The sequence below is a fragment of the Piscirickettsia litoralis genome, from assembly GCF_001720395.1.
Classification (GTDB): domain Bacteria; phylum Pseudomonadota; class Gammaproteobacteria; order Piscirickettsiales; family Piscirickettsiaceae; genus Piscirickettsia; species Piscirickettsia litoralis.
This window is the reverse complement of the sequence record NZ_MDTU01000001.1, coordinates 814,957-826,939: the sequence shown is the minus strand read 5'-3', so window position 1 is coordinate 826,939 and position 11,983 is coordinate 814,957. Positions and strand designations below refer to the sequence as shown.

The 11,983-nt window shown below is 38.0% G+C and carries 12 protein-coding genes; 8 read left to right on the top strand and 4 right to left on the bottom strand.

The window, feature by feature from the left end:
• Positions 1-264 precede the first annotated feature (264 nt).
• From BGC07_RS03960 to BGC07_RS03955, 3 genes are all read left to right on the top strand, one after another.
• Positions 265-981, top strand: a complete 717-nt coding sequence (locus BGC07_RS03960) for a hypothetical protein (RefSeq protein ID WP_069312044.1) — start codon at positions 265-267, stop codon at positions 979-981.
• Positions 982-1,060: 79 nt separating this feature from the next.
• On the top strand, positions 1,061-1,234 hold the full coding sequence (locus BGC07_RS20525) for a hypothetical protein (RefSeq protein WP_158006862.1): 174 nt from the start codon (positions 1,061-1,063) through the stop codon (positions 1,232-1,234).
• A gap of 162 nt (positions 1,235-1,396) precedes the next feature.
• The gene (locus BGC07_RS03955) at positions 1,397-2,440 is read left to right on the top strand and encodes an NADP-dependent oxidoreductase (RefSeq protein ID WP_069312043.1); all 1,044 of its coding nucleotides are present in this window, start codon (positions 1,397-1,399) and stop codon (positions 2,438-2,440) included.
• Between the two features lie 34 nt (positions 2,441-2,474).
• Here BGC07_RS03955 and BGC07_RS03950 read toward each other — a convergent pair whose 3' ends face one another.
• Entirely contained in the window at positions 2,475-3,587 is a 1,113-nt protein-coding gene (locus BGC07_RS03950; RefSeq protein ID WP_069312042.1) for a glycosyl hydrolase family 17 protein, read from the bottom strand.
• Positions 3,588-3,961: 374 nt separating this feature from the next.
• Between BGC07_RS03950 and BGC07_RS03945 the strand changes: the two genes are divergently transcribed.
• The 5 genes from BGC07_RS03945 to BGC07_RS21700 all read left to right on the top strand — a co-directional run bounded on the left by BGC07_RS03945 (position 3,962) and on the right by BGC07_RS21700 (position 9,667).
• On the top strand, positions 3,962-7,018 hold the full coding sequence (locus tag BGC07_RS03945) for a hydantoinase B/oxoprolinase family protein (protein WP_235602911.1): 3,057 nt from the start codon (positions 3,962-3,964) through the stop codon (positions 7,016-7,018).
• A complete protein-coding gene (locus BGC07_RS21705) occupies positions 6,924-7,544 on the top strand; it encodes a hydantoinase B/oxoprolinase family protein (protein WP_235602910.1) in 621 nt (206 codons plus the stop codon). The genes BGC07_RS03945 and BGC07_RS21705 overlap by 95 nt, the downstream gene beginning before the upstream one ends.
• A 75-nt stretch (positions 7,545-7,619) precedes the next feature.
• On the top strand, positions 7,620-8,648 hold the full coding sequence (locus BGC07_RS03940) for an FUSC family protein (protein ID WP_235602909.1): 1,029 nt from the start codon (positions 7,620-7,622) through the stop codon (positions 8,646-8,648).
• A complete protein-coding gene (locus BGC07_RS03935) occupies positions 8,641-9,504 on the top strand; it encodes an FUSC family protein (protein ID WP_235602908.1) in 864 nt (287 codons plus the stop codon). Before BGC07_RS03940 ends, BGC07_RS03935 begins: the two co-directional genes overlap by 8 nt.
• 25 nt (positions 9,505-9,529) lie before the next feature.
• On the top strand, positions 9,530-9,667 hold the full coding sequence (locus BGC07_RS21700) for a hypothetical protein (RefSeq protein WP_235602907.1): 138 nt from the start codon (positions 9,530-9,532) through the stop codon (positions 9,665-9,667).
• Between the two features lie 8 nt (positions 9,668-9,675).
• Here BGC07_RS21700 and BGC07_RS03930 read toward each other — a convergent pair whose 3' ends face one another.
• The 3 genes from BGC07_RS03930 to BGC07_RS19260 form a co-directional block, all read right to left on the bottom strand.
• On the bottom strand, positions 9,676-10,086 hold the full coding sequence (locus tag BGC07_RS03930; protein WP_069312040.1) for a hypothetical protein: 411 nt from the start codon (positions 10,084-10,086) through the stop codon (positions 9,676-9,678).
• On the bottom strand, positions 10,077-10,838 hold the full coding sequence (locus BGC07_RS03925) for a hypothetical protein (protein ID WP_069312039.1): 762 nt from the start codon (positions 10,836-10,838) through the stop codon (positions 10,077-10,079). Before BGC07_RS03925 ends, BGC07_RS03930 begins: the two co-directional genes overlap by 10 nt.
• Positions 10,839-10,903: 65 nt before the next feature.
• Entirely contained in the window at positions 10,904-11,794 is an 891-nt protein-coding gene (locus tag BGC07_RS19260; protein ID WP_268801694.1) for a contractile injection system protein, VgrG/Pvc8 family, read from the bottom strand.
• Positions 11,795-11,983 lie beyond the last annotated feature (189 nt).

Below are 11,983 nucleotides of genomic sequence, written 5' to 3'. Positions count from 1 at the left end.
CAATATGTATTTAGGATACAGTAGAGATTTTCAACCTGAAAAAGAATTTATTGAAAGTTTAGGTTTGTATCTCGAAGTTATGGAGTCCCCTTATTTTGAGCTAAATCAGGAACATTTTTTGGAAAAATTAAATGTTACATGATGATGTATGAGTTAATAGGACTAGTTGATAATTTAAAAAGCGTCTCATTTGGAACTGTCTCAGTTAATATTGTTTTGAAAGACGACATGGCAAACTCGATGAGTTAGAAAGTGAGTTAAAGAATGCTTAATTATTTGAATAAATACAAAAATCTAGCCATCTTGGTTTTCCCCATTGTTCTAGCAGGTTGCGCGACAACTTCAGGACCTCAGCATAAAACAGGTCTGTCTAAGTGTGGCAAGGATAGCTGTTATATTGCACCGTTGTCTGAGTATGGCACGTATTATACCAATGGTATGAGTATGCAATTTAAAGTACCAAAGGATTATTTAACGGGAAAACATGAAGTTAGCCTGGAAAAGCAAACGAATTATAATGATGTCTCTCCTTCTCCTTATTTACAAAATCAATTTAGCGAGGATGTGAATACGGTGTGGTTGATGCGTTTTGAGCCACACCGATATGTACTAGATACTAGCGTTTCTGTGTTGTATAACGAGTTATATGGTGGTGTTGAGCTCATCATGGAGGGTTTACGTGATCACCTTGATGCAAACTTTAAGGACAAAGGGGTACATTCAGTACAAAAAGTTGAACAAGGCTACCGTTATTTTGGTGATGATTGCATGACTGGATATATTCTTGTGCGCAGGTTATATGATGATCATTCTCAAAATTATGCATTAGAAACAGAGACTTCATGCTCAATGGGCGACTATGTATCAAAAATTGAGACATTCGCTGAAATGGTTCCCTCTGAGAACAGAGATGAGCTGATGAAGAAAGTCTTTAAAAGTGATAAGGCAATTGCGGTGTCAATGAAGGTGCTTTCAGATTGATCACGTTTTATTCATTATAAATGTTGTTTTAGATGATTTCTGTGTTAGAATAAGCGCAATTTTTATAGGAGATTAAATCATGAAAAAACTTATCGTCTTATTATCTGTTGCTGTATCTTTATCGACAGCTTCTGTTGTGTCATTCGCTGCGGATAATTCATCTAAAGATCAATCAATTGATCAGCCACAGCTGTATGCGACTGAATACCAGTACCAGTGGATGAATGAGCAAGGTCCGTACTACGGAAACTGATCTATTTGTTTTTTCTTAAAAAGCCGCTTTTGCGGCTTTTTTTATATCTTCTCAAAATGAAGTGGTTAGATTATTTTGTTTCAAAATTAGAGTAGCATGGTATTGTTGGGTTGGGCGAAGGATACTAGAACAAGTACGCTAATTACCATTTAGGAGATAACCATGACGCAAAGCAGACAAACTAACCGGCAGATTTTATTAGCATCACGACCTACCGGAGCACCAGCGGTTGCTAACTTTCAGCTGGAAAAGTCACAGGTGCCTGTAATTCAACCGGGTAAAGTGCTGCTAAGAACAGTCTATCTTTCTCTTGATCCATATATGCGTGGACGCATGAATGATGCGAAATCCTATGCTGAACCTGTTGCCTTAGGTGGTGTGATGGTCGGCGGTGCAGTTTGTCGTGTTGAGAAGTCAGAGCATGCTGACTATGAGCAAGGAGATTGGGTGGTTTGTTACGGTGGCTGGCAAGATTATGTTATTGCTGATGGAACTGATTTACTGAAGCTTGATAAAAAACCAGTACATCCTTCTTATGCGCTTGGGGTGTTGGGGATGCCAGGACTAACGGCTTATATGGGCTTATTGGATATCGGTCAGCCTAAGGCTGGTGAAACGGTGGTTGTTGCGGCGGCGACAGGGGCTGTGGGGAGTTTGGTTGGACAAATTGCTAAGTTAAAAGGTTGTCGAGTGGTAGGCATTGCTGGTGGCGAAGAGAAATGCCAATATGCAGTTAATACGTTAGGTTTTGATGCCTGTATTGACCATCGTGCTAATAACCTAGAGGAGCAATTAGCAAACGCTTGCATCGATGGTATTGATGTTTATTTTGAAAATGTCGGCGGTAAGGTATTTGATGCGGTGCTGCCCTTGCTTAACTCAAGTGCGCGGGTGCCATTGTGTGGGCTAATTTCCCAATATAATGCGACTGAGTTACCGGATGGGCCAGATAGAATGCCATTACTAATGGCTCAGTTATTGATTAAGCGTATTAAAATGCAAGGTTTTATTGTTTTTGATGATTATGGTCATCGTTATGGCGAGTTTAGCCAAGCAATGACTGAATGGCTGAATGAAGGGAAAATTAAATATAAGGAAGATCGGGTTGATGGTTTAGAAAATGCAGTGGGTGCGTTTATAGGGTTACTTGAAGGCAAAAATTTTGGCAAATTAGTCGTGCGAGTTGGGCCGGATGATCTCGAGTGATAATGTAAAAAGGCAGCTTAGGCTGCCTTTGAGCTTAATGAGTAAAAGGGATTGTTATGCCTGGTTTTGATGCTCCATTATGATTATCAATAGATTGATCTAAGCCAAAGTGAGGTTCCCAAGGGAATTTATTTTTAGCAGGCTCATCGAACATCTCAAAAAATATTGACGTTTTTCCTTGATATGGCATAACACCAGTAAATTTAGAAGGTGTATTAATATAGTCTTTATAGGCTTGAAGGTAAGTATTGAGCTTTGTTGTATTTGTTTTTTGTGTTTGTACTCCACCAATATTCAGTGTGCCATTTGGGTTGCCAGCGGTTGCCCAGCCAGTTTCACCCGTACTCAAGTTAACATTGGTAATACCGGCATTTTTCATGGCAGTCATTGCACATGAGTAAGGGTACCAACCAGTAGAAGTACCAGCAAACTGATTGATCATTTGCTGCGGTGTTGTTAGGTCGATCGCACTGGCTGGAGCATAGAAGGGATAGAGGTTGCCAAATACAACTTTATCAGCTGAGCTTGGGTTGCTAGCAACAGCTTTCATTGCATTTATAATGTTTGGGTTTATTGAGCATGCTTGCCGGTTTTGATTTTCTTGTAAACCAGGACCGAAGTCTATGGAGATAGAAATCTTATTTTTCACATTATCTGGATATGAGTTGATAGCAGCAATCAAATTATTAACATAGCCTGCAAGCTGAGGACCATACGAGGTTGTGTCTGTTTCGTTACCAACGATAATTGCAGTTAAGTTTGGCCAAATGGTAGTTCCTTGTTGGTAAAGGTGAGCTGCAAGATAAGTTTTTGCGGCCGCAACTGTACCTAGTTTTGAAGAGAGCTGTGTATTAGGAATGCCTAGAATGACTTGAATATTTTTTTGACTTGCTTCACTCATTAATGCCTTATAGTTTTCGCCGCCGCCAAAGTCATCGTAGGCCCTAATTAAACCAAAGTGCTTAGAAATAATATCAATGCCTGTTTTTATTTGCTGAGGAGAGTAGCTTTCTTGGACATCTCCGAATACGGCCCCGAATTTTGGTAATGGGTTTGAGCTATTTGATGCATGAACTGCTGCCATGCTAAGAGATGTGATGATAGCACCAAGTAGTACTGCTTTTTTAAATTTAATATTGTTCTTCATTAAAGGCTCCTTAATAGGGAAATTATTCATTAAAGTTTAGCTTTATTAATATTATAGAAAACTTAAATGTGGCTTTTGCTAGACTCCTTTTTATTTTTGGTTTGGGAGGATAGTAATGTGTGATTCTTAACTGAAAGTTATCTAAATGTTATGTAATTATTAAGTTGGCCAATCGGGTATAGGGAAAATTATGAATTATTATGATTTATCTATTGATATGGTTAGTGTTTAAAGTATTTGTTTTTCTAAGACGTGATTTATTATTTTTTAGTATTTATTGAGCTACCAGTAAAAATAACTACTTTTTCCTCGTTTTAACTTAAATTAGTCTTATATGGTAAACTGCCCTAATTGAGTAAAGGGGGGTAATAATAATGCAAAGCAAAAAAGAACAGGATAAATGGCAGTTCTGGGTAGATCGGGGTGGGACATTTACCGATATTGTTGCACTAAGGCCTGATGGTCGTTGGTTGGAGCATAAATTACTTTCTGAAGACCCTGAACACTATCAAGATGCTGCTGTTGCAGGAATGAAAGTATTAATGGGCTTAGATAATAGTGAAGCTCTTGATAGTCAGAAAATTGCCTCGGTGAAAATGGGCACAACACTTGTTACGAATGCATTGCTTGAACGTAAAGGAGAATCTGTTGGTTTTTGTGTAACACAAGGGTTTGCTGATTTGCTGGTTATTGGGGACCAAACGCGTGATGACTTATTTGCTTTGGAGATTAAAAAGCCCCAACCTGTTTATAAGCAGGTGATTGAAGTTGAAGAGCGTTTGGGGGCGAATGGTCAGGTTGTTTTAAATTTAAACGAAGAAAAGCTAATTAACCAATTAAAAAAATTACGTGAGCAAGGAATTAGCACTCTTGCTGTTGCTTTATTGCACTCTTATCAATATCCCGAGCATGAGCTGCGTGTGGGTCGGATTGCTGAAAACTTAGGCTTTAATAACGTTGTTTTAAGTCATCAGGTTGCTGGGTTAATTAAAATACTGCCGCGTGCGCAGACGGCTGTTGTGGATGCTTATTTATCACCGCTACTGAAAAACTATATTAAGCAGCTAAAAAATGAAATTGCAGGCGTAGACTTGAAATTTATGCAATCAGGGGGTGGTCTGGTATCTGCTGATAATTTTCATGCGAAAGATGCGATTTTGTCAGGGCCTGCTGGAGGGGTTGTCGGGGCGGTTAAAAGTTGTGAGGTGATTAATGCATCACAATTAATCAGTTTTGATATGGGGGGCACATCGACAGATGTTGCTCACTATGCCGGTGAGTATGAAAGAACAAACACGGCGCATATCGCAAGAACACAGTTGTTTGTGCCGATGATGGATATCCATACGGTTGCCGCAGGAGGAGGTTCAATTTGCCAGTTTGATGGGCAACGTTTTAAGGTGGGGCCTGAATCTGCTGGAGCGAATCCAGGACCGGCTTGCTATCGTAAAAATGGCCCATTAACGGTGACTGATTGCAATGTTTTATTAGGACGCGTGCAGGCCGATTTTTTCCCGAAAGTCTTTGGCGTGGATGCCAACCAAAGTTTAGATCGGGATATTGTTGTTAAAAAATTTAAAGCATTACAAGATCAGCTATTAGAGCAGGGAATAAATAAAAGTAGTGAGGAAATTGCTGAGGGGTTCTTAGAGATTGCCATTGATAATATGGCGCGAGCCGTTAAAAAAGTCTCTGTTGAACGAGGTCATGATATCGCTCGTTATACTCTATGTAGCTTCGGTGGTGCCGGTGGTCAACATGCTTGCCAAATTGCAAAAGCCCTTGATATTAGCCAAGTCATTATCCCTCCGTTTGCTGGTGTGCTTTCTGCGGTGGGAATTGGACTTGCTAATCAAAGTATGCTGCGGACTCAAACAGTTAATTTGAAATTGACAGACTTTATTGATCAAAACAAGAAGCATTTTGATAGTTTATTAGATGAAGTAAATAGAGAGTGTAGCTTCAAAAAAGATGAATCTGTAGTTTGGTTTTATCGCCTAGGCTTACGCTATCAAGGTTCAGAAGCGGTGCATTGGCTTGATTTGGCTCATCCTGATGTAATGGAAAAAGAGTTTTTGTTGCTGCATAAGCGTTATTATGGTTTTGCGCAAGATAAGGAAATTGAAGTTGCTGAGCTGGGTGTCGAGATTATTGCCAAGAATCAGGTGGTTTTACCTGGGTGTGACGATGTGACTTCTCAAGTGCTAAGTGATGAGAAGAAAGTTAAAATTTATATTTCTGGTCAGTGGCAAGAACGCGTTGTATTGCAATTAAATGAAATCTGTTTTGATAAGAAGGTAACGGGGCCGGCACTGATTATTGATAAAACAAATACTATTTTTGTTGATAAAGGCTGGTGTTATTCTAGGGTTTCATCCGGACACTTAATTCTAGAAAAGTTGGCTAAAAAAGAGAAAAAGAGAGTATTGACAGGTTCGGTTGATCCGGTTCAATTGGAGATATTTAATAATCGGTTTATGTCGATTGCTGAGCAAATGGGCAGCGTTTTAAAGCATACAGCGCAATCGGTCAATATTAAAGAACGTTTGGATTTTTCTTGTGCATTATTTGATCAGTCGGGTAATTTAGTCGCAAATGCGCCACATATGCCGGTACATTTGGGAGCGATGGGCGTGAGTGTACGGGCGATTGCAGAACGCTTTCAAACCAAAATGAAGCAAGGTGATGTATTTATTTTAAACTCGCCTTATCATGGTGGCTCTCATCTGCCTGATATTACAATTATTACGCCTGTTTTCTCTGACAAAAACCAGCCGGTATTTTATATTGCTAATCGTGGACACCATGCGGATATTGGTGGAATTAGCCCAGGGTCGATGCCAGCTGAGAGTCGTTCTATTTTTGAAGAAGGTATTTTTATCAGGGGTGAAAGAATTGTTGATCAAGGTGTTTTTCTAGAAGAAGAGGTCAGAAATAAATTATTATCCGGTGATTATCCATGTCGACTGGTTGATCAAAATATTGCTGACTTAAAGGCACAGGTTGCAGCGAATCAGTATGGCTTGAAATTGCTTGAAGCTGCCATTAATGAGTACAGTGAAACTATTTTAGCAGAGTATATGCGCTATATTCAGCGTTATTCTGCGAATAAAGTGCTTGAAAAGCTGAGTTTACAGCAGCCAAGCGTATTTGAAACGCTGCTTGATGATGGTGCAGTGATTAAAGTTAAGATTAAGCCTGAAAAAAATCATATTATTATTGATTTTTCTGGGACATCGGATCAGAGAATGACAAACATGAATGCGCCAGAGGCAGTGTGCCGATCTGCAGTGCTTTATGTCATGCGGTTATTTGTCAATGAGGATATCCCGCTGAATGAAGGTTTTTTCAAAACCTATCCAATTAATTCTGCCAAAAAAGAGCTTATTATCACCAGAATACCCAGCAGCCGTTGTTGCTGGAAATGTTGAAATCTCCCAGCAAATTGTTGATACATTGCTTGGAGCATTGGGTATTCAGGCAGCTTCACAAGGTACAATGAATAACATCAGCTTTGGCAATGATCAATATCAATATTATGAGACAGTTTGTGGTGGCAGTGGCGCTGGGCCTTTATTTCATGGTACGAGTGCTGTGCATACGCATATGACCAATAGCCGTATGACAGATCCTGAGATTTTTGAGTCTCGTTATCCGGTGCGTTTAAATACCTTTAAAGTCCGCCAGGGCAGTGGTGGGGCTGGAAAATATAAAGGTGGCGATGGTATTGAGCGCAGTTTTACGTTTTTAGAGGCGATGAATTTGTCTATATTATCAACGCGTCGCTTGGTTGCTCCTTTCGGCCTGTCAGGAGGAAAAGACGCTAAAGCAGGTGAGAATAGCATTATCCGAGCCAATGGTGGTATTGAAAAAGTTGCAGGGGTACAATCTCTAGAAGTGGATCCTCAGGATATATTCATTATGAAAACACCCGGTGGTGGTGGATATGGTGTTTAAATTAAGCGTGTTTTTGGTGTGTTATAATTGAGGTGATTTTAGGTAAAAATTAAATAGAATATGAGTATAAAAAATATGATAGGAAGCATAGGGTTGTGGTGGCAGCGGCGGCAAAATCAGTTAATTCAGGCGAGCAAAACTGTTTTGATTGTTATTGTAACGTGGTTGCTATTGCTTGAAGTGAATGCATATGCACAGATTATTGGTACGTTTGCAGGCGGTTTTTTATCACTGTTTCGTTTTGGTCGTAGCCGTAACGAGCAGTTTTTTACCGTACTGTACTCAGCAGTGGGCATTCTTATTATTACAACGCTCGCGCTTAATTTGTATAGCATACCTTGGCTAAGCAATGTTGTTTTTGTTGTTTTAGTCTTTATTGCATTTTTTTTAAGGCGCTTTGGCGGGCGGTTTTTTCTTCCGCCGATGTTTGTTGTTCTAATGTATATCGTGATAGAGTTAATGCCCAAACCACCGATGGTTGCTATGTGGTTAGCCATTGGAGTTGCAACGATTGTGGCTTTAGTTCTTATTTTTTTCGTTTTTCCGGTTGATGATCGCAAACAAATACAAAATAATATGCAGACTTTATTCAATGTTGCTAAAGAGACTTCAAATGCCTTTATAGAGGATGTACAAAGCAAAACACAGGATAAAATATTCTTTGAGTCGCAGCGCAATTATATAAAAATTTCTTTGAATTTACGTAACGATAATGTACGTATACTTAATGAGTTTCTATTATTAGAACAAGATGAAAAACTGGAAAATTTTTGTAATTATCACTATCGTATAGCGAAAACCTTCGCAATGCTTTTTGAGAGTTGTGAGCAGCTCGTAAAATGTAATGAAGTCCCCAGCGATGTGCTTGAGCATATTACTCTATTAATGAAGCAGCTGGTTGCTGTGTTAAGCTCATCGAAGGTTAATAAAATGAAGCTATGCTTGACAAGTCTCAGTGATTTTAGACAAAAATATGAAAAATTTAGGAAATATCCATTTAAAATTGACCTGACCTTGCCAGATTCAGTTCACATTTTTAACTTTTCTTTAGGCATGGAGCGTGTTGTCGAGACATTAGCGTTATGGGAGAAAGAATGTGAATAGTGCAACACGTCAAGCGATACAAGCTTCTTTAGCAGTATTAATCACTCTATTGCTAGGTCATATTTTTCCTTTAGACAGAGCGATTTGGGCAACATTAACGGCGGTGATGCTGGTTTCAAGCACTTTTGGTGAAAGCATTAAAAAAGCCGGTGAGCGAGTGGCTATGACTTTAGTTGGTGGTGTTATCGCGACCGCGCTGTATTACTTATTGCTTAAAGGCCACCCGATTGCTTTAATTATTTCTCTGTTAATTAGCATTGGCTGTTCAGTTTATTTTTTAGTGATTTCTTATGCCTGGGTTAGTTTTTTTCTTACATCATTTGTTGTATTTCTATTCGCTTTATTAAGCCATTGGGATTTTCAATTATTGATCGCACGTTCTTATGAAACGATTATTGGTGCTGCTGTCGCGGTTGCTGTGGCAGGCTTGGTTTTTCCTATTAGAGGTCAAAAAAGCGTAGCAGATCATTATATGTGTGTATTAGAGAAGGTTGAATGTTTTATCGATGACATTTTCTCATGTTTATCGGTGGGGAGTGAAGAGCGCAAAAATGTGTTAAAGCATTGGCAAGGGGTATTATATCCAAGTTGGCAGCAGTTAAAAGTTCGACAAAACTTTGTCAACTTTGAGTTGGCCTTTTCTCGCGAAAAACGTGAAGAAGTGCAAGCCTATCAAGCCGGTTTTGATATATTGTTTCATTATTTAACGAATATTCTAGAGTTGCTTAAAAAAGAGCCTAGCGCATTATGCCGTGAATTTGAACATGAGTTAAAGCAAATAAAGGGTATTATCCAGGAAAATACTAGCCTTTTGCATCAACTCTTGCAATGGGGAAAAAATAGATTCATCAGGTGAGTCTCTAGATAATTTGCGTTATAAAATGCGTTGCAAAGTTGCAAAGTTGAGCAAAGAAGGGGTTATTACCGACTATACTGAAGTTGAGCGGTTTTATAGTTTGGTTTATTACTCACGTAAGGTTAATCAGTTATTATTAGATTTAATTGAAAAAGAGAGGTAATTGCAATGTTAAGTATATATAGTAACAGGAGAGTTAATCATTAGGTTGCCAACAATGCAGTTGTTGTTGGTTTGATATGTGTTATTTTGAATAAGAAAAGTATTATTATTGACTTGCACGTTTTGTACTCTACTCTCAATCCTTGAAATGTCACTCGTAATACGCTCTAGCTGTGATAAGGCAGTAAAGCTATTATTCGCGACTGTATTCATTAGTATTGAAGCAGTATGTTCGAACTCACCTGCGGTGACTTTTTCTTCAACATTATTGGCTTCCCATTTAAATGGGTTATATTTGCTGACAGTACCTATGTGTACCTCTTTTTCATTAGTGACTTGCTTGCCTTCATAGGATGTTAGCCCTATATCATACTCAGATTTTATGCTAAATAAAAATTGCTCAAATACTTTTATAGCCATTTTTTTTCTGAATTAGAAATAGAAACAAAGTTTTCATGCTGAACTGCATTAGTATCTAGTGCAAAATCAGTCGGTGTGGTATTGATATCTGAAATATTAGCTGCTGATGTATTAAATGTAGAAATACTGCGTGCTGAGCGAACATTGGCGGTAACGTTTTTATTTGTGCCAATCGTTTTGGTAATATCGCCTTCAGCGTTAATGTCTTCTATATATTTTTTGACTTGCTTCATTGTAACATAGTCACCATCGGTATGAGAATCCTGGTAACCACCTGTTGTGCTTAACATATAGCCCGGTTTATTGTCTTGACTCGACATTATTAATTGTGTGGCATTGGGGATATGAAGAGTATGGTCATAGGTTTTTTCACTATCAACTACATTGGGGTGTTGGCTGTTATAGGCGGCACCTGTGATCACTGGGCAGTCTGGATGACCTTGTAGAAAGCTTAAAAAAACCTCTGTTTGACTTTGTAAAGGAAAGTGCATGCCATGATTTTTCCCTGAGTAACTCTCAGCTTTTCGGACTTGTACCGGCTGAGATTGTTCAGCACCTGGAATAATCACTTGATAACAGCCATTTTCGTCGATGGTGTCGTATGAGTTGCTAGTGATAGATTTTATTTCACCATGAGTAATACCGTGTATTTTAGGGATTTCTGTTCGCTGTGGTGGGCAAAATGCTTGGTTCTTATCGTGAAGTTTTAATGTCGTCTTATTTAAAATAGTTGTATCAATACCATCAACCATATTACCTAATAAGTAATGATCAATGGGGAGATGCTCTAGGGGTTGTTGGCCTGTGCTGAGTGATTCTATGATAATATAGTCTGTATTGTAATTTTCTTTTGGGTGTTGTTTAAGTGAGTAGTGATAACCGGTTTTGAATAAAAGTGAAGATGTTTTTGCTGTGATTGTTTTTGTTGTGATTGTATTTCTAGTGATTTTATTTTTGAAAAGTATTCTAGGTCTTGATAGCTAGTCGCCTCTGGGTAGTCAAAATAAAGAACGCCATAGCCGTTTTCATCGATGATTTCTTCTCTCGCTAGGCTTAAATTACTATGCCAAGGCGCATAACTGGTGCAAATGATTTTTTTAGGTGTTTTTTGTTGTTGACAGGAAAAGCTATAAATACCGTTGTACTCGGTATTGACCTTATTTTTACTACTCATTGCGTAAACCATTGTATTAGGGTGATGATCTTGAGGATGAAAATCAAGTCGATCAGTGATGATCAATTTGCTTGCCTGGTTATGATCAAAAAAATAATGGATGCCGTGCCTTTCAAGTATACGGCTTAAAAAATTTAAATCGGACTCGCCTGCTTGATGAGCTATATTGATCATAGGGTTGTTATTTATTAGTAAATCATAATCTATTTTATGATTGTCTAAGATTTTTCTGATTAAATTTTGAAGACTTATTTTTGCTAAAAAGCGTTGTTGACTAAATTTATCTAATAGTAGTAATTTTGGATTTAAGTTGATTTTTATATGCTGAAAATGATTGTTAATATTAATCTCTTCATGCTTGTAAATAATTCCATATATTTTTTTATAATAGTTTTTATTGCCCGTAAATAGTTCTAATGTGGCCTCTTGATTGAGTAGGTCTTCGATATTAAATTTTGATGGAATGAGTAATTCAATTTGATATTGGTAAGGCGTTGATAAAGAATCACTGCCTGAAAAATTTAAAGCGTGAATCTCTGTGTTAATTTGTTTTAAATTGTAAATTTATTTTTAAAGAAGCGTGGATTGAGTGCTGCATAGTCCGCTCCGTAAGGCTTATTATTTTTCGTGGGTTATATTCTATTAATTATTTTAATAAGTCAAATTATTTATTTTGTTTATTTTGTTTATTTTGTTTATTTGATTTTATTCGTTCTTGACCAG

Bases quoted from the DNA above. Each gene is read 5' to 3' on its own strand.
- BGC07_RS03930 (WP_069312040.1), bottom strand. From the start codon at position 10,086: ATGGCTATAAAAGTATTTGAGCAATTTTTATTTAGCATAAAATCTGAG.
- BGC07_RS03960 (WP_069312044.1), top strand. From the start codon at position 265: ATGCTTAATTATTTGAATAAATACAAAAATCTAGCCATCTTGGTTTTC.
- BGC07_RS03940 (WP_235602909.1), top strand. From the start codon at position 7,620: ATGATAGGAAGCATAGGGTTGTGGTGGCAGCGGCGGCAAAATCAGTTA.
- BGC07_RS21700 (WP_235602907.1), top strand. From the start codon at position 9,530: ATGCGTTGCAAAGTTGCAAAGTTGAGCAAAGAAGGGGTTATTACCGAC.
- BGC07_RS20525 (WP_158006862.1), top strand. From the start codon at position 1,061: ATGAAAAAACTTATCGTCTTATTATCTGTTGCTGTATCTTTATCGACA.
- BGC07_RS03925 (WP_069312039.1), bottom strand. From the start codon at position 10,838: ATGGTTGATGGTATTGATACAACTATTTTAAATAAGACGACATTAAAA.
- BGC07_RS21705 (WP_235602910.1), top strand. From the start codon at position 6,924: ATGAAGGTTTTTTCAAAACCTATCCAATTAATTCTGCCAAAAAAGAGC.
- BGC07_RS03955 (WP_069312043.1), top strand. From the start codon at position 1,397: ATGACGCAAAGCAGACAAACTAACCGGCAGATTTTATTAGCATCACGA.
- BGC07_RS03950 (WP_069312042.1), bottom strand. From the start codon at position 3,587: ATGAAGAACAATATTAAATTTAAAAAAGCAGTACTACTTGGTGCTATC.
- BGC07_RS03945 (WP_235602911.1), top strand. From the start codon at position 3,962: ATGCAAAGCAAAAAAGAACAGGATAAATGGCAGTTCTGGGTAGATCGG.